Below are 16,209 nucleotides of genomic sequence, written 5' to 3' on the forward strand. Positions count from 1 at the left end.
ATGACAGCGGGAAGGCTGCCTCACGGGTGCCTCCGAGTTACCTTCTCACCTCACCACCCGTGGACTTGGTCACCTTGGTCACGAGCTTGTTGTGCGCCCTCTCGACCTCCTCGGAGGTGAGGGTGTGGTCGGCCGCGCGATACGTGAGCGAGAAGGCCATGGACTTCTTGCCCGCTCCCACGCGCACGGGATCGCGGTACACGTCAAAGAGGCGCACGTCTGCCAGCAGCTTGCCACCAGCGCTCCTGACGCGCTGCGCCACCTGCTCGAAGGGCATATCCTCATCCACCACGAGCGCAAGGTCGATGGAGACGCCAGGCAGCGTGGGCACCTCCTTGTAGGGAAGCTCGCGCCTGGCCAGGCGCAGCAGGGCTGCCGTGGAGAGCTCGAAGGCCACCACCGGCACGTCGATGCCGACGTTCCGGAGGCTCGCAGGATGCATGGTACCCACCCATCCCAACAGCTCGCCCCTGCCAAGCACCTCGGCGGCACGACCGGGCTGCAGCCAGCCGTACCGCTCGGGGTCGGCCACACGGAAGCGCACCTTGGTGATGCGCAACGCCTCGAGCAGACCTTCCACGATGCCCTTGGCATCAAAGAAGTCCAGGTCGTGATAGGTACGGTTCCACTGGTTGTCGTCCCAGGAGCCCGAGAGCACACCGGCCACAAAGCTGGGCTCGCTCGGCTGGCTCTTGCCCTCGCGGCCATGGAACACCCGGCCGATCTCATAGAGGTGCACGTTCTGCACGCCATGATCGATGTTGTAGGCAACGGAGCGCAGAAGCCCCGGCAGGAGGTCGCGGCGCATCTCGGACTGGTCTGCCACCAGGGGGTTCATGATCCTGACGGGAATGCCGCGACCGGTCTCTCCCATGCCCAGGCGCTTGAGGTCGCCGGCGTCGGCAAAGGCGTAGGTGCTCGTCTCGGAGAGGCCGCTGGCGCGTAGCACGGCGCCGATCCTGCGAAGGCGCCGCTGCTCCACGGTGAGGCCACCGGCGTGGTTGCGCGCGGCGGGCAGCGTGGGCTCCACGTCGCCCTCACCCCAGAGACGCAGGACCTCCTCGACGAGATCGACCTCGCGCGTGAGGTCGGGCCGGTTGGTGGGGGCGACCACCGTGAGTGCGGAATGCTCGTCGGCGCTCCCCGTGACCACGCACCCCAGGCGATGCAGGCGCTCCACCATGAAGCTGGTCTCGATGGGGGCACCGCACAGGGCGCGCACGCGGTCGGGGCGCAGCGTGAGCGTCACGGGCGAGACGGGCGCGGGGTGGACGTCCACGATGCCCTCGCATACCTGGGCCGAGCAGCACTGCTCGAAGAGGGCGGCCGCCACGGTGGCTACGGTGGCGCACCCCGCGGTGTCCACCTGACGCTCGTAGCGGATGGAGGCCTCGCTCATGAGGTCGAGGCTGCGGCTGGCGCGGCTGATGTGCCCCGCCTCGAAGCTCGCGGACTCCAGGAGCACGTCGCAGGTGCCCTCGTCGATCTCGGAGTCGAGGCCCCCCATCACACCAGCCAGCGCCACGGGCACCCTGCCGTCATCGGTGATGACGACCATGTCGCCCGTGAGCGTGCGCCGCTCGCCATCGAGGGTGGTGACCTCCTCGCCATCGGCGGCGGCACGCACCACGATGTGGCGCTTGCCAGCGCGCTCGGAGAGCTTGCCCAGGTCGAACGCGTGCAGGGGCTGTCCGGTAAGGTACATCACGTAGTTGGTGACGTCCACCACGTTGTTGATGGGGCGGCTGCCCGCGGCGATGACGCGCTTGGCCAGCCACTCGGGGCTGGGGCCGATCTTGACGTTGCGCACCACGCGCGCGGTATAGCGCGGGCAGAGCGACGCATCGTCGATGCGCACGTCCACGAGGTCGGCGGAACGACCGAAGGCGGCGCTCTCGCTCTGCACCTTTGGCAGCTCGATGTGGGTGTCCTCGTCGAGCATGGCGGAGACCTCGGTCGCCATGCCCACCATGGAGAGGCAGTCGGGGCGGTTGGGCGTGATCTCGCAGTCGATGACGGTGTCACTCAGCCGGCGCCACCGCACGAAGTCCACGCCCACCGGCGCATCGGGCGGCAGGATCATGATGCCCTCGTGGTCACCCCCCAGGCCCAGCTCACGCTCCGAGCAGTTCATGCCACAGGAGTCGATGCCGCGCAGCCTGCCCCTCCTGATCTTGACGCCCCCCGGAAGCGTGGCTCCCACCAGCGCCGTGGCGGTCTTGTCGCCCTGGTTGAAGTTCTGGGCGCCGCAGACCACCTGCAGCGGCACGGGGTTGCCGTCCTCGTCCACGTTGTGGGTTCCCACGTCCATCTTGCAGACGAACATGTGGTCCGAGTTGGGGTGCGGGACCTTCTCGAGCACCTGCGCCGTCACGACCTTGGTGATGTCGGCGCCCACCCTCTCGACGGCCTCGACCTCGGTGCCGGTGCGGACGAACTCACGCACCAGGTCCTGGGGGTCATCGGGGATGTCCACCATGCCCTTGAGCCACTCGTAGGAGACGCGCATGTCGTTGCCTTTCTGTTCGTGCGGAAACGGTCGTGTGGGGATGTCGCCTAGAACTGACGCAGGAAGCGCATGTCGCCGGTCATGAGCATGCGCAGGTCGGGCAGGTCGTAGCGCAGGGCTGCCACACGCTCCACACCGATGCCGAAGGCGAAGCCGGAGTAGCGCTCGGGGTCGATGCCAACGTAGTCGAAGACGTTGGGATCGACCATGCCGCAGCCCAGGATCTCAAGCCAGCCGGTGCCCTTGCAGAAGCGGCAGCCCGCGCCGTGGCACACGCCACACGAGACGTCCACCTCGCAGCTCGGCTCCGTGAACGGGAAGAAGTGCGGGCGGTAGCGGGTGGCGCGGTCGGCACCGAAGATCTCGCACGTGAGTTGGTCGAGCGTGCCCTTGAGGTCGCCAAAGGTGATGCCCTCGTCCACCACGAGCCCCTCCACCTGCGTGAACTGCGGCAGGTGGTTGGCGTCGGCCGTGTCGGGACGAAAGACCGTGCCCGGACAGATCATATAGATGGGCGGCCCCTGGCGCTCCATGACACGCACCTGCACGCCGGAGGTCTGGGTGCGCAGCAGCATGTCGGAGACGGACAGCCCCAGGTCGCCCTTGCCCTCGGGCGCGTTGTCGACCACGTAGAAGGTGTCGGACGCGGCGCGGCTGGGGTGGTCGGCGGGTGCGTTCAGCGCGGTGAAGTTGTGGTAGACGTCCTCGATGTAGGGGCCGTCCTCCACGGTGTAGCCAAGCCCCACGAAGATGTCCTCGATCTCCTCGCGGATCTGGGAGATGAGATGCTGGGTCCCCGCGTGGAGACGGCGGCCCGGCAGCGTGACGTCCACGGCCTCGGCCGAGATGCGCTCCTCCAGCGCGGCCCGCTCGAGTGCCTCCCTGCGCGCGGCGAGTGCGGACTCCACGGAACCACGCACGCTGTTGGCGAGCTGACCCATGGCCGGACGATCCTCCTGGGGAACCGCTCCCATGGAGCGCATGATGGCCGTGAGCGAGCCCTTCTTGCCAAGAAAGGCCACACGCACCCGCTCGAGCTCGTCGAGCGCGCCCGCCTGCGCGATACCCTGCTCCGCCTGTGTCTGAATGGCCCTGAGGTCATCGGACATTGCCATGAGAGAACCCCTTCCAAAAAGAAAGCCGCCCCTGAGCCTGTGCCCAAGGACGGAGACGATCCGCGGTACCACCTTGCTTGACGCGCGCGTTTTCACCCGCACACGTCCCCTCTTGTGTCCCGTGCCGTGGGACGGACGGCTTCCCTACTGGCGCCGCGGCGCGTTCAGGTTGCGGCTGGTGGAGTGAACGTCTTCCGTCCGCCTGCGTGGGAGCCTCTCAGCCCATGGACTCCCGCTCTGTCCGCTGGCGACGCGACGGCAAGAACCTCTCCGTCAATGCCTTGGAGCATGGTAGCACAGGGCAGGAGCAGCACCCGAAGGTCACAGCGAATCCGTAACGTGCACCGGAACTAGTGACCAGTCGCCCTGATGGGGTCGCCCGTCACCTTGAAGGTGGGCTGTACCTGCTCGATCAGGCCGTCTCCCTCGCTGGTGCCCGTGGGATAGTCGAACGTGAGGGAGCAGATCTTGTCCGCCGTGACGTACTCCATGGTATAGAAGGTCGTTCCGTCTCCCCGGTCGCGCGAGACCACACACCAGCCATCGCCCTTTGTGGCGTAGGCAGAGGGGTCGCCATTCGCACCGGAACTCGACGTGAGCGACGCATAGGCATCGTCCAAGCTGATGCCGTTGGCGTTTGCGTGCGCCGAAATGCTCACGTCGATGCTGCCCTTGGTGAGATGCAGGCTGTCCTGCGAGACGCTGGGGGTGTAGCCCGCAGGCATCTGCAGCGAGATGCCATACTCGTCGCAGGTCACGCTCCTGTCCGCATTGACCTTGAACGTGGCGGTCTCGCTGCCGGAGCCCGTGGTGTAGGTGTCCTTCTGCGTGTCGACGGAAGGCGAGGCGTTGGTGGCGGGCGAATCGGCCACCTGCTGCGTCTGCTGGGCGACAGGCGCGTCGCCGGCAGGCGCAGGTGCAGTACCCTGCGAGGACACCTGCGCTGCCACCAGCGCAAACACGATGATGCCGATGATGAGCACGGCCACGACGATGGCCACCGCCACGGGCAGCCTGTCCTGCGGGCGGCGCAGGGCAGGGGTTGGCGTAGGGATGGTGGCAGCTGCCTTGGCGGAGCGGAACTTCCCTGCATGGGGCGTGACGGCGACAGGCTGGACGCCTTGGGGCACGGGGCGTGCCGACCTGGCGGCAGCAGGACGGGCGGCGGGCTTGGCCACATCCATACGCACGGTCCTGTCGGCTGAGCCCTCGGCAAGAACGGGAGCACCACACTCCGTGCAGAACCTGCTGCCATCCTCGATCCTCGCGCCACAGTTGGTACAGAACATGATGGCTCCTCGTCACAGTGATGGTGTCTCAATGGTATCAGTGACGAGCGGCTCCCATAGCTCCTGCCCAATGGATGTGGCTTTCTGAAAGCGGCATGCGAGCCATGGGTCCGTGCTCAGTCACGCCAACCGGAGGCAGGTCCCCAGGGTCTCTCCAGCACAAAGCCACGACCGCACGTGACGAAGGGCAGGAGGGGCCGGTCCTCGGCGCACACCCAACCAGCCAGCGTGTCACGCCCGTCCAGCTCAAGCGGTTGGCGGGCAATCCCCACCTCGCCGGCATAGCGGCCATAGGCCTCGTTGCCCACCACCACGGCACCGGCCTCGCACGAGAACGTGCGCGCCCTGCTGCCCGCCGCGGAAACGGGCATGTCCCAGCCCCGCGACTCCGGCGAGCGGATGAGGAACTCCGACGAGTCGGGACGGTCGTGCTGCGGACGGCCATAGAGGTACGAGAACGCCTCGTCCAGCATGGCATGGAGGGTCACGTAGCCTTGATTGAGCTCGCCCATGCGTCGCCAGACGATGTCGGACACGTCGGAATCGCCCACGAGCACCACATCGCAGCGGGCATCGAACAGCTCGAGCATGTCGCGCACGAGCCCGATGCCCGTGTCGCCACGGTGCCCCTCCACGGTGGGCAGACCCTCATGCAGAGGGCCACGCAGGCCAGCGTCCCCCGGCACAAAGCCCATGACCTCGACGCCCAGGGCCTTGAGGCGGTCGTTGACGGAGGCCACGCGCCGCAGGGAGAGACCACTCCATCGTTTGGGGTAGTAGTTATGGCAGGCCGCGACCCGCGCAAGGTCCACGCCTGCGGCACGCCAGGCGGCGATGTCAGCGTCCGAGATGGTCGATGCGTTAAACACCACATGGAAGCGACGCGACAGCTCAGCCACGCGCGGGGCGCCAAAGCCAAAGTCGAGGCGCAGGTATGTGAGTCCCAGCTGCGCCACGTCATCGATGCTGGAGCACCCCAACAGGCCAAGGGTACGAGGCGACACATCTGCCACCAGCTCGATGCCTGCCTCGCGGCAGAGCCTCACCAGATGCGCCGCCTCTCTCTGGTAATCGGGGATCCGCTCCTCGGGGATGTGCAGCGATGTGAACGCCCGCCGCACGCCCGCACGCCGGGCCTTTTCCACCAGACGCGCGTTGTGCTCGTAGCCATTCGACAGATAGAGCGAGACGCCCGTATGCATGCCAACCCCCCTCGCCGGCGTGGGACCCTCCACGACCGGGTGCCGGCGTGGGACCCTCCACGACCGGGTGCCGGAGAGGGTCCCACGCCCAAACGCTCGAGCGCTATGCGCCAAACACGTCGTTGATGCGGTCCTCGTCGACGCCAAAGAAGTATGTGAGAACGAACCCGGCACCATAGGCGGCCAGCATGGCGACCACGTAGAGCCACTGCGTGCCCGGCACCACGATCAGGAGGCCAAACAGGCCGGAGACGCCCTGCGAGACCGTGCCCAGGTGGAAGAGCCACGCCAGCACGCCGCCCACGCCCGCACCCAGGCAGGCGGTCACGAAGGGCTTGCCCAAGGGCAGCGTCACGGCGTACATGAGCGGCTCTCCCACGCCGAGGATGCCCACGGGGATGGACTCGCGCAGGTAGGTCCTGACGCGCTCGTTCCTGGTCCTCACCAGAAGGGCTATGCCCGCGCCAACCTGGCCACCACCGGCCATCATGAGGATCGGGAGCAGATAGTTGACGCCCTGCGTGGGACCGGCAGGATCGTTGAGCATGGCATGGATGGGCGTCAGGGCCTGATGCAGGCCCACGGAGACCAGGGGCAGGAACGTGGATGACAGCAGGTAGGCACCAAACGCGCCAAGCGTGTCGTAGAAGAACTGCAGCGCGAAGAAGATGCCCTGCGTGAGGAAGGCGCCCACCGGCTGCAGCACGATGATGGCCACAAGGGAGCCCACGATGACCGTGCAGAGCGGGGTCAGGAAGGTGTCGAGCACGCTCGGCATGAGCCTGTGCAGGCGCCTCTCGAGGAAGGCAAAGAAGATGCCGCAGATGAGGGCACCCAGAAGACCACCGGCCGCAGGGTTGTACGTCATAGATGCCGCAATGGAGATGCCCCCGTTGGCAAACGTGGCCGTCGGCAGCGCGAAGGGCAGCTGCACGAGGGCAACACCGCTGGTGGCATCCTTCAGCAGCAATGGCATGGCTGCGTTGGAGATGGAGAGTGCACCGGCCATGGCACCCAGAACGGAGGAGCCGCCAAACTCCTTACAGGCGTTGGAACCCACGAGCAGGGGCAGGTAGAGGAAGAGCGCCCAGCCCATGGTCCTGATGCACTGGTACCACCATACGGTATTGAACGCGTCGCCCGTGGAGTAGTTGATCACGTTGGCGATGCCGTTGATGAGACCTGCGGCGATGATGCCCGGCAGCAGGGGCACGAAGATGTTGCCGATGCGCTTGAGGAAGCGCTGCACGGGCTTGTCGTACCTGGCCCTCTGGGCGGCCTTGTTCTCGGCCGCGGCGCTGCGCACGTCCACGTCCTCCACGTCGCCAGCCTTCACGCCCGTAAGCTTGACGAACTCGTCCAGCACCTTGTTGACGACACCTGGGCCAAAGACCACCTCGCAGCGATCGACATCCTCCACGAGGGCCATGACCCCCTCGACGGCCCTCACGGCAGCACCATTCACCTTGGCCGGGTCGGCCACCGTCAGGCGTAGCCGCGTCATGCAGGCCATGTTGCCCCGCACGTTCTCCCTGCCACCAACGGCAGCGAGGACCTCGCGCGCGACACGTGCATACTCCATGCTCATTGTTGTCCCTTCTCTCCGTACTCGCTCCCTGTCGCTTCCAACGCATCCCTGCCGTCATGCGATACGTCCGCAGGGGCCGAGGATGCCGAGAGCCCCCCTCGTCGCCTGCGCGCATCCAGGTGGGCGTCCCCCTCACCGGCCTCCTCTGTGGCCACCGCCTGCGAGATCCTTCCCTGGGACGCCGCAAGGAGGCCCTTCGCCTGGTCGGACGTGGTGTCGGTGAGCAGCATGACGATGGCCACCTTGGCAGAGCCATCCGCCTGGGCAAGTGCCTCCTCGGCCTGGCCCTGCGTGCAGCCCGTCGCCGCCATCGTAATGTTCTGTGCGCGAACGCGCAGCTTCTCGTTGGTCTGCTGCACGTCCACCATGAGGTTCTGGTACGTCTTGCCGACACCCACCATGGAACCCGTCGAGATCATGTTGAGAATCATCTTCTCGGCGGTCCCCGCCTTGAGGCGCGTGGATCCCGTGAGCACCTCGGGCCCGCAATCCGGCTCGATGGCCAAATCGGCCTCCATCCCTATCTGGGAATTGCGATTGCCCGCTATGGCGACGGTCCTGCAGCCCACCGCACGCGCATGGCGCAGTCCGCCAAGCACATAGGGCGTCCTGCCACTCGCAGCCAAACCGATGGCCAGGTCATGCCCAGAGAGCCCCAGGGCGTCCATCTCCCTGCCGCACAGCCCGAGGTCGTCCTCGGCACCCTCGACGGCACGCACGAACGCGCTTTCGCCCCCAGCGATGAGACCCACCACCACAGAGGGGGGCACGCCAAAGGTGGGGGGGCACTCCACGGCATCAAGCACGCCCAGCCTGCCCGACGTTCCCGCACCAAAGTAGACGATCCTGCCCCCATCCCGCAGGGCCTCGGTTGCCCACTCGATGGCCTGGGCCACCTGGTCGAGCACCGCACGAACCGCCTGCACCACACGACCGTCCTCGTCGTTCATGACACCCGCCAGCTCGCGGGGGCTCATCTGGTCGAGATGCATGGTGAGCGGGTTGCGCGCCTCGGTCGACAGATGTGAGAGGTCTATCACGAACGCCCTCCCTTCCCATCGTGCGCCGGCCGGCGCACATCCGAACCCTTCTCGATCCAGTTGGACGAGAGCCGTTTGATGCTTTGCGCATAGTGGGCATTGACATAGGATACGAAGAGTATGTCCACCACATTGAGCTGGGCGATGCGCGATGACATGGCACCCGTCCTCTTGACCAGCTCCGTCGCCGCTACGCCCAGCACCACGTCGGAGAGCGAGACGAGGGGCGACCCGTATCCACCGCGCGTGATGGACACCATCCGTGCCCCGTTCGCACGCGCCACGCGCACGCAGTCGAGCACCTCGGTCGTGAGGCCCGAGTAGCTGACGGCGAGGGAAAGGTCCCCGGCGCGCATGTTCTTGGCACACAACAGCTGCGCGTGAAGGTCATCGCAGAGGTTGCAGGGTATGTCCAACCTGAGCAGCTTAAGCTGCAGGTCGCGTGCGACCAGCAGGGATGCCCCCACACCAAAGAGGCAGACGCTGCGCGCCGACGCCAGGAGCGAGACGGCCCGATTGATCGCCTCCGCATCGAGATCCTCGGCAGTGAGCTTGAGGGAGGAGACGTTCTTGAGTGTGACCTTGTCAATGATGGCCTGCGTGGAGTCGCTTGAGAGCACGTCGCTCGTCACCACGGAGTCGGTCTGTGAGGCAATGGCCACCTCGCGCATGAGCGACTGCTGGAACTCGCGATAGCCGCTGCAGCCCAGCTTGCGGCAGAGGCGGATGATGGTCGACGGCGAGGTGCACGTGAGCTTTGCAAGCGCGCTCATCGATATGCCGGCGACCTGGTCGGACGTGGTGAGGATGAAGTTGATAATGGCCTGCTCCGATGCCGTGGCAAGGCCACAGTACTCCTCCAGTCGGAGCTTCAGGCCACGAATCATGGCAATCCTCCTCATATGCCCTAACGATCAGCTGGCGCCATGCTGCGGCGCTCCCTGGCCGTATGATACTGGCATAGTCATATCTTTTTGGAAAAGTGACTCATTACTTGTCAGCTTATGGCATAGGCAGAGCGCGCGACAGACCGCTCGCCACCCCGACAGCGCCGCTCGGCACGCCTGGCCGTCAGTGCAGGTGGCAGGACGAAGCCGTATGTGGAGGCATCTCGCCCCGTACGAGCGCCTCGATGGCCATGGGCACGGCATCGTCCTCGCAGGCGCCGATGAGGTAGCGTGCCGCATCCTTCGCATCCCGCGTTGCCCCGCTCACGGCAAACGACAGGGGCACGTACGAGAGCATCGAGACGTCATTGCCACCGTCGCCGAACACGGCGACCTGGTCGAGGCCGATGCCCAAGCGCCCACAGAGCACGTCGATCGCCGGCCCCTTGCCCCACCCCCGCGTGAGGACGTTGAGCCACCCCGCCCGGGGCACGTCGAAGTCGAGCTGTGGGATCAGCGCCGCCAGGCGATCCGCCAGCTCGTGCATCAGGGTGATCGTGTCGTCAGAGAAGACGTTGGCCTTCACGATGTCAATGCGGGGAACGTCGTCCACGGAAACGCAGCTCCTGCCATAGCTGGGGAAGCAGCGCGTGAGCTCCTCGCGCGAGCCCACGACCAACTCGGGCGTCACGTCGTCAAAGCACACGAGGCCACAGCCGGGCATGCCGCGTAGGACGTCAGCCAATGACCGCAGGGCATCATGGGGCAGCAGCTCCTTGTGCACCTCGCAGCCGTCCAGATAGACTTCCATGCCATTGGAGGCGAGTGCCGTGGCGCAACACGACCCATCGTCCCTCAGCAGCGGCGGAATCCACCTGAGACCACGCCCACTGGCCGGCCCCACACGCAGGCCCGCATCCATGGCCGCGTGGAACGCGTCGAGGCAGCGCTCCCCCACCCGTGTCTGCCCGTAGGGCAGAATGGTGCCGTCAATGTCCGTGAGGATGAGTCTGATGTCTGGCATGGCACGCCCCCGATGGTTGGTCGCCTCCCCAGCAGCGTAGCGCATGGAACAGACGCAAGACGTCGAGGGACGTTGCGCGTCGCGCGATCGATGGCCGCGCGACGCGTTCCCCGAGCATCCCTTGGGACGATTTCGTCACGCTGGGCCTTTATTTCCCATACGTAAGAAAGGACCATGTTTCTGACCTCTATTCAAAAATATTTGCTATGGTGGATACATTCATAGTCAAGCATGGTGGCCCTACGACCTTGCGACCACTCAGAGGGCCTGCGCCACAAGCAGGCGTGCGTCCACGGCGAGCAGAGCCACGTGGCACCAGGGAAGGAATGGACATGCAGTCAAAGCTCGCGCATGCGGCCGAACGCAAGGCCTTCGAGATCGTCATCGACCAGTTCATCAATGCTCCTGAGGGGAAGGCGCGCGAGAAGGTCTTCAACCGCTTCCTTGACATGGCCGGCAAGCTCCTTGCCGACACCGCACCCGACATGGGCAATGCGCTCCGCCAGGCGTTCTACCCAGGCTCCAAGTGGGAGAAGGTCATCCTGAGCCTGCCCGAGCGCGTCGACCACCACATCCTGCACACCGCCGTGACCAACGGCGCCTACGAGGCCGCCTTCCGCGGCCTGCGCACCACCACCGAGTCTGCCGAGAGGTACCAGTGCAACGTGCCCTGGATCATCATCTTCGACCCCACCAGCGCCTGCAACATGCACTGCGTCGGCTGCTGGGCCGCCGACTACTCCAAGTCGCTCAACCTCTCGTTTGACGAGATGGACCGCCTCGTCAGTGAGGCCAAGGAGCTGGGGTGCCACTGGTTCATGATGACCGGCGGCGAGCCCATGTGCCGCTGGCGCGACATCGCCAGGCTCGCCGAGAGGCACAACGACTGCCTCTTCGGCCTCTACACCAACGGCACCCTCATCAACCAGCAGGTCTGCGATGACGTCAAGCGCGTCGGCAACGTGCTCTTCTCCGTCTCGCTCGAGGGCTCCGAGGAGGCCAACGACGGGCGGCGTGGCGACGGCTGCTTCGACAAGGTCATGGCCGCGTTCGATCTCATGAGGGAGAACGGCGTCGCCTTTGGCACCTCCACCGCCTACACCCGCGCCAACGTGGAGTCCGTCACCTCCGACGAGTACTACGAGCTCCTGGAGCAGAAGGGCGCCCTGTGGGCCTGGTACTTCCACTACATGCCCGTCGGCGAGGGCGCCAACGCCGACCTCATGCCCACGCCCGAGCAGCGCGAGTACATGATCAAGCGCATCCGTGAGATTCGCGACTTCGAGGGCGGCCATTCCGTCATGGCGATGGACTTCCAGAACGACGGCGAGTACGTCGGCGGCTGCATCGCCGGCGGGCGCGTCTTCTGCCACATCACCGCCCGTGGCGACGTGGAGCCCTGCGTCTTCATCCACTACTCCAACGCCAGCATCAAGGACCAGAGCCTCCTCGAGTGCCTGCAGCAGCCCATATTCCAGGCGTATCGCGCTCACTGGCCCTGGAATAACAACATGCTCGAACCCTGTCCGATGCTCGAGAACCCCGAGGTGCTGCCCGAGATCGTGCACGAGGCGGACGCCAAGTCCACGGAGTACGTCACGCCCGAGAGCGTCGACCACCTCTGCGAGCGCACCGCTCCCTACGCCAAGACCTGGAAGCAACATGCCGACAAGATCTGGCTCGAGGAGCACCCGACGGGCAAGAAGGTCTACGAGGACGACATCTCGATGATGGACGTGGATGCCAAGGCCAAGCGCCTCGCCAAGAAGGATAGGGAGCTTGATGCCGAGGAGCAGAGCGTGTTCGCCTCGGCAGCCGAGTAGCGGAGGGTGAGTCCGCGTGAGGCACGCCGTCCGGCATCGTGCGGGGCGGCGTGCCATCGTTTCTCATGCCTGCCGGCGCTGCGGCATGCCGGAAGACACGGGAAGACAAACTCGGAGACGTCATCACAGCGGCATGGACTGCAAGCTTCGCCCAAAGTGCATGCGCAACGCGTTTCGCCCAGCGTTTGCCCAGATGGCATTTTCTGGAAGTGCGTTGCGCGTGCACTTTGGGCGGCGCCACTCAGGTAGGGAGGGCAGACGTCGGCACCACGGCGTCCGCCCCGCCCACCTTTATGTCAAGTGGCGTCGACGGCGACCCCTAGAACATCCCCAGGAAGCCATGGACGAAGAGCGCCGCCAGCGCCGCGCCCACGAACGGCGCAATGCCCGGCACTATCAGGCCGTAGCGCCAGTTGTTGTCGGCCTTGTTCCTGATGGGAAGGATCTGGTAGGCCAGGCGGGGGCCGAGGTCGCGCGCCTGGTTCATGGCGAAGCCCGTGATGCCGCCCATGCCCATGCCCACGGCCCAGACGATGATGCCCACGGCAATGGCCAACAGCAGCACGTTCTCGCCGGCACGGCTGGCGGCCGCAAGGATGGCGGAGACGAACACGAAGGTGCAGAGCGTCTCGCAGGCAAAGTCGCGCGGAAGGTTCTCGATCACGGGGTTGGTCGAGAAGATGTTGCGCTGTGCGACCGGATCGACCTCGCCCTCGGAGGCCCTGAAGTCGTCCGCGTACATGAACCATGCGATGATGGCGCCCACCAGGCCGCCCAGCATCTGGGCAACCATGTAGGGGACGAGGAGGCTCCACGGTACGAGGCCGATCAGGCATTGGGCGAGCGTCATGGCGGGATTCATGCAGACGGCCCCGCCAAAGACGAAGAGTGCCACCGAGATGCCGAACGCCCAGGTGGTAATCGCAAACATGTGGCCCGAGCCCTGGTACTTGGTCCCCTTGAGGACGGTGTCGCAATGGACGCCGACACCGAAGACGATCATGAGTACCGTGCTCCCGAACTCGGCCAGAACGCTAGGCGGCATGAGAACTCCCATCAGTCGTTGTCTACACCTATGACCTGATTGCAGCACTGTGCGACAGGCACTGCCCCCACTAGGGTAGCAACTCAGTCAACGACTGTGGTCAGCAAGCTGCACATAAACTGGTAGACGCAGGGCAGACCGGCTTGGGTGTGCCCCTACCCCCTGCGTTTGGCAAGGGCCTTGCCCGCAAGGATCAGCAGGAGAAGCGCCACGGCCATGAGCACGATGGTGCCACCCGGCTTGAGACCACAGCAATACGAGATGACAAGGCCAAGCACCGTGGTCGCCACGCCAATGCCACTCGCCAGCACGCAGGTCTGGCGCCAGCTGCGCGCCAGCTGCAGGGCGCACGCCACGGGTACCACCATCATGGAGGACACGATAAGGGACCCCACCGTGCGCGCCGCCACGGCCACGACCAGGGCCACGACGATGACGAAGGCCACGTTGGCCGCGCTCACGGGCACGCCCACACAGCGCGCATGACGCTCGTCGAACGACATGAGGAAGAGCTCGCGGCGGGCCAGCACGCAAAAGCCCAGCGCGATGACACTGATGGCCACGATGGCCACGGTCTCCTCCGCGCTCACCGTGAGGATGCTGCCGAACATGAAGCTGTTGAAGCTCGAGGCGTTGGGCACGAAGCCCGAGAGCACGCCCGCAAGGCCGATGCCCGTGGCCATGACCACGGCCACCGCCAGCTCGGACTGGTCGCGGAAGCGCCGACGTATCCCCTCGATGCAGAGGGCGCCCGCCAGGCAGGCGATGGTCGCCCCCGCCACGGGACTGATGCCGGCCACCAGGCCTGCGGCCACGCCGGCGAGCGACGTGTGCGAAAGCGCGTCGCCGATCATGGAGAGACGCTTGAGCACCACCGTCACACCCACGAGCGGTATCACGATCCCCAGCAGCACGCCCACGACAAGGCTGCGCTGCATGAACACGTACCCCAGCATCTATGCGGCCTCCTCACGCGCCACGCCATCGACAACCCGCACCACGCGCGCGCCCAGCCCCTCGAGCGGCGCCAACTCGTGCGTCACCAGCAGCACGGCCATGCCACGCTCCCGATGCGCCTCACCCACCAGCCGATAGAAGACGGCACGGCTCTCGGCATCGAGCCCGCTGGTGGGCTCGTCCAGCACCAGCAGGCAGGGATCGCCCACCAGGGCACACGCCAGGCGCACGCGCTGGAGCTGGCCGCCCGAGAGCTCGCGCACCAGGCGCTGCCCAACGTCCCGCATGCCCACGCGCGCAAGGGCGTCCCCACTGCGCTCGCGTCGGGCGCGGCGACCCAGCTGTCGTCCGGTGGCATACTGGCTGGCATCCACCAGCTCGAGCACGCTCGCAGGGAAGCGCGCAACCGCCTCGGACGGCAGCTGGGGCACATAGCCCACGCGCTGCCAGTCACGAAAGCGCAGGGGGTTCTGCCCGAAGAGCTCCACCGTGCCCTCATCAGGCACGAGCTCCCCCACCACCAGGCGCGCGATGGTGGACTTGCCGGCGCCGTTGTCGCCCACAAGGGCGCACACCTCCCCCGCGCCAACGCTCGCGCTGGCACCTCGCAGGACCTCCGTCCCTCGGTACGAGAAGCGAACGTCGTGCAAGGCCACGGGCGTTCCATCCGATGCGTGCGTGTGCCGCGCGCCCTCCCGCTTGGCTGCCATCAGGCAAGGGCCTCCTCGATCTTCCGTAGGTTCTCGCGCATCACGGAGAAGTAGTCCTCGCCTGCCGCCAGCTCCTCGTCGGAGAGACCCTCGAGTGGGTTGAGCTCCTCCACGGTGGCTCCCGTGGCGTCTGCGATGGACTGGGCCACCTTGGAACTCACCAGCTCCTCACTGAAGATGGTGCGCACGTTGTTCTCGCGCACGAAGTCCACGATCTTGGACATCTGCTGGGCATCCGGCTCCGCATCCGCCTCGATGCCCTCGATGGGCAGCTGCGTGAGGCCAGCGTCCCGACAGAGGTAGCCAAAGGCCTCATGGCTCACCACGATGGTCTTGTTCGCGAGGCCCGAGAGGCCATCCGTGAACTCCTGCATCAGCTTGTCGCACTCGGCCGCCCACGTCTCGGCATTGGCGTGATAGACGTCCGCGCCGTCCGGTTCCGCCTGGGAGAGGCCATCGGCGATGCGCGCCAGCTCCTGCTTGGCAACGAGGGGAGAGAGCCAGCAGTGGGGGTCGGTGTCGGACACCTCGCTGGGGTCCTCGCCCGCCTCCTCATGCTCCTTGCGCTCCTCCTCGAGCGCGTCATCGGAGAGCTTGAGGAGGTCAGCCCCCTCGCTCGCCTCCACGACCGTGAGCGTGCCGGCATCAAGGCTCGCAAGCGTATCGGCGACCCAGTGCTCCATGCCCGCACCGTTGTACACCAGAACCTGCGCGTTGGCGATGGTGCGCAGATCCGCCGTGGACGGTTCCCAGTCGTGGGGCTCTGTTCCCGCGGGCACCAGGCAGGTCACATCCACACGGTCGCCACCCACCTTCTGGGCGAAGTCGTACATGGGGTAGAAGCTTGCGGCCACGCGCAGCTTGCCCGAGGCGTCGGTTGACGCGTCCGGCCCCTTACCACAGGCCGCCAGACACGCGGCCGCGGAGAGGATGGAAAGGCCCAGAAAGTGGCGGCGCGAGATGACGCCCGTACGATATGTCATGCTTGCTCCCGTCTGTCAGGAATCTCGTCTGGGCTTG

13 protein-coding genes are annotated in these 16,209 nt (G+C 66.1%); 1 reads left to right on the plus strand and 12 read right to left on the minus strand.

The features are described 5' to 3' along the window. Positions 1–37: 37 nt before the first annotated feature. The 8 genes from pheT to HMPREF1316_RS09885 all read right to left on the minus strand — a co-directional run bounded on the left by pheT (position 38) and on the right by HMPREF1316_RS09885 (position 10,654). On the minus strand, positions 38–2,509 hold the full coding sequence (gene pheT / locus HMPREF1316_RS09850) for a phenylalanine--tRNA ligase subunit beta (RefSeq protein ID WP_021726877.1): 2,472 nt from the start codon (positions 2,507–2,509) through the stop codon (positions 38–40). Between the two features lie 47 nt (positions 2,510–2,556). Continuing rightward, positions 2,557–3,624 carry a phenylalanine--tRNA ligase subunit alpha gene (gene pheS / locus HMPREF1316_RS09855; RefSeq protein ID WP_040652115.1) on the minus strand — a complete coding sequence of 356 codons (1,068 nt, stop codon included), beginning with the start codon at positions 3,622–3,624 and terminating at the stop codon, positions 2,557–2,559. 350 nt (positions 3,625–3,974) lie between these two features. Further along, complete coding sequence (locus tag HMPREF1316_RS09860; protein WP_021726848.1) at positions 3,975–4,913, minus strand: zinc ribbon domain-containing protein; 939 nt, start codon at positions 4,911–4,913, stop codon at positions 3,975–3,977. Positions 4,914–5,029: 116 nt separating this feature from the next. Continuing rightward, positions 5,030–6,115: a MupG family TIM beta-alpha barrel fold protein gene (locus HMPREF1316_RS09865; RefSeq protein ID WP_021726865.1), complete on the minus strand. Its 1,086-nt coding sequence runs from the start codon at positions 6,113–6,115 to the stop codon at positions 5,030–5,032. A gap of 103 nt (positions 6,116–6,218) precedes the next feature. After that, positions 6,219–7,697 carry a PTS transporter subunit EIIC gene (locus HMPREF1316_RS09870; protein ID WP_040652199.1) on the minus strand — a complete coding sequence of 493 codons (1,479 nt, stop codon included), beginning with the start codon at positions 7,695–7,697 and terminating at the stop codon, positions 6,219–6,221. Between the two features lie 2 nt (positions 7,698–7,699). Beyond that, positions 7,700–8,743 (minus strand): N-acetylmuramic acid 6-phosphate etherase, encoded by a 1,044-nt coding sequence (gene murQ, locus HMPREF1316_RS09875; protein ID WP_021726775.1) that lies wholly within the window; start codon positions 8,741–8,743, stop codon positions 7,700–7,702. Beyond that, positions 8,740–9,630, minus strand: a complete 891-nt coding sequence (locus tag HMPREF1316_RS09880) for a MurR/RpiR family transcriptional regulator (protein ID WP_021726770.1) — start codon at positions 9,628–9,630, stop codon at positions 8,740–8,742. The genes murQ and HMPREF1316_RS09880 overlap by 4 nt, the downstream gene beginning before the upstream one ends. 184 nt (positions 9,631–9,814) lie before the next feature. After that, positions 9,815–10,654, minus strand: a complete 840-nt coding sequence (locus HMPREF1316_RS09885; protein ID WP_040652118.1) for an HAD family hydrolase — start codon at positions 10,652–10,654, stop codon at positions 9,815–9,817. A 332-nt stretch (positions 10,655–10,986) separates the two neighbouring features. Here HMPREF1316_RS09885 and HMPREF1316_RS09890 point away from each other — a divergent pair, with 332 nt between their 5' ends. Then, entirely contained in the window at positions 10,987–12,477 is a 1,491-nt protein-coding gene (locus tag HMPREF1316_RS09890; RefSeq protein ID WP_021726857.1) for a radical SAM protein, read from the plus strand. Positions 12,478–12,796: 319 nt separating this feature from the next. On the opposite strand, the gene larD is transcribed toward HMPREF1316_RS09890, so the two are convergent. The 4 genes from larD to HMPREF1316_RS09910 all read right to left on the minus strand — a co-directional run bounded on the left by larD (position 12,797) and on the right by HMPREF1316_RS09910 (position 16,172). After that, complete coding sequence (larD, locus tag HMPREF1316_RS09895; RefSeq protein ID WP_021726787.1) at positions 12,797–13,522, minus strand: D/L-lactic acid transporter LarD; 726 nt, start codon at positions 13,520–13,522, stop codon at positions 12,797–12,799. A gap of 155 nt (positions 13,523–13,677) precedes the next feature. Next, complete coding sequence (locus HMPREF1316_RS09900; protein WP_021726860.1) at positions 13,678–14,478, minus strand: metal ABC transporter permease; 801 nt, start codon at positions 14,476–14,478, stop codon at positions 13,678–13,680. After that, positions 14,479–15,189, minus strand: a complete 711-nt coding sequence (locus tag HMPREF1316_RS09905) for a metal ABC transporter ATP-binding protein (RefSeq protein ID WP_021726886.1) — start codon at positions 15,187–15,189, stop codon at positions 14,479–14,481. Next, entirely contained in the window at positions 15,189–16,172 is a 984-nt protein-coding gene (locus tag HMPREF1316_RS09910; protein ID WP_021726921.1) for a metal ABC transporter substrate-binding protein, read from the minus strand. The genes HMPREF1316_RS09905 and HMPREF1316_RS09910 overlap by 1 nt, the downstream gene beginning before the upstream one ends. Positions 16,173–16,209: the final 37 nt, after the last annotated feature.

It is taken from the genome of Olsenella profusa F0195, assembly GCF_000468755.1.
Taxonomy (GTDB): Bacteria; Actinomycetota; Coriobacteriia; order Coriobacteriales; family Atopobiaceae; genus Olsenella_F; species Olsenella_F profusa.

What these genes read in the sequence shown, in the direction of transcription:
- pheT (WP_021726877.1), bottom strand. Translation starts at nt 2,509, where the DNA reads ATGCGCGTCTCCTACGAGTGGCTCAAGGGCATGGTGGACATCCCCGAT.
- pheS (WP_040652115.1), bottom strand. Translation starts at nt 3,624, where the DNA reads ATGGCAATGTCCGATGACCTCAGGGCCATTCAGACACAGGCGGAGCAG.
- HMPREF1316_RS09860 (WP_021726848.1), bottom strand. Translation starts at nt 4,913, where the DNA reads ATGTTCTGTACCAACTGTGGCGCGAGGATCGAGGATGGCAGCAGGTTC.
- HMPREF1316_RS09865 (WP_021726865.1), bottom strand. Translation starts at nt 6,115, where the DNA reads ATGCATACGGGCGTCTCGCTCTATCTGTCGAATGGCTACGAGCACAAC.
- HMPREF1316_RS09870 (WP_040652199.1), bottom strand. Translation starts at nt 7,697, where the DNA reads ATGGAGTATGCACGTGTCGCGCGCGAGGTCCTCGCTGCCGTTGGTGGC.
- HMPREF1316_RS09880 (WP_021726770.1), bottom strand. Translation starts at nt 9,630, where the DNA reads ATGATTCGTGGCCTGAAGCTCCGACTGGAGGAGTACTGTGGCCTTGCC.
- HMPREF1316_RS09885 (WP_040652118.1), bottom strand. Translation starts at nt 10,654, where the DNA reads ATGCCAGACATCAGACTCATCCTCACGGACATTGACGGCACCATTCTG.
- HMPREF1316_RS09890 (WP_021726857.1), top strand. Translation starts at nt 10,987, where the DNA reads ATGCAGTCAAAGCTCGCGCATGCGGCCGAACGCAAGGCCTTCGAGATC.
- larD (WP_021726787.1), bottom strand. Translation starts at nt 13,522, where the DNA reads ATGCCGCCTAGCGTTCTGGCCGAGTTCGGGAGCACGGTACTCATGATC.
- HMPREF1316_RS09900 (WP_021726860.1), bottom strand. Translation starts at nt 14,478, where the DNA reads ATGCTGGGGTACGTGTTCATGCAGCGCAGCCTTGTCGTGGGCGTGCTG.
- HMPREF1316_RS09905 (WP_021726886.1), bottom strand. Translation starts at nt 15,189, where the DNA reads ATGGCAGCCAAGCGGGAGGGCGCGCGGCACACGCACGCATCGGATGGA.
- HMPREF1316_RS09910 (WP_021726921.1), bottom strand. Translation starts at nt 16,172, where the DNA reads ATGACATATCGTACGGGCGTCATCTCGCGCCGCCACTTTCTGGGCCTT.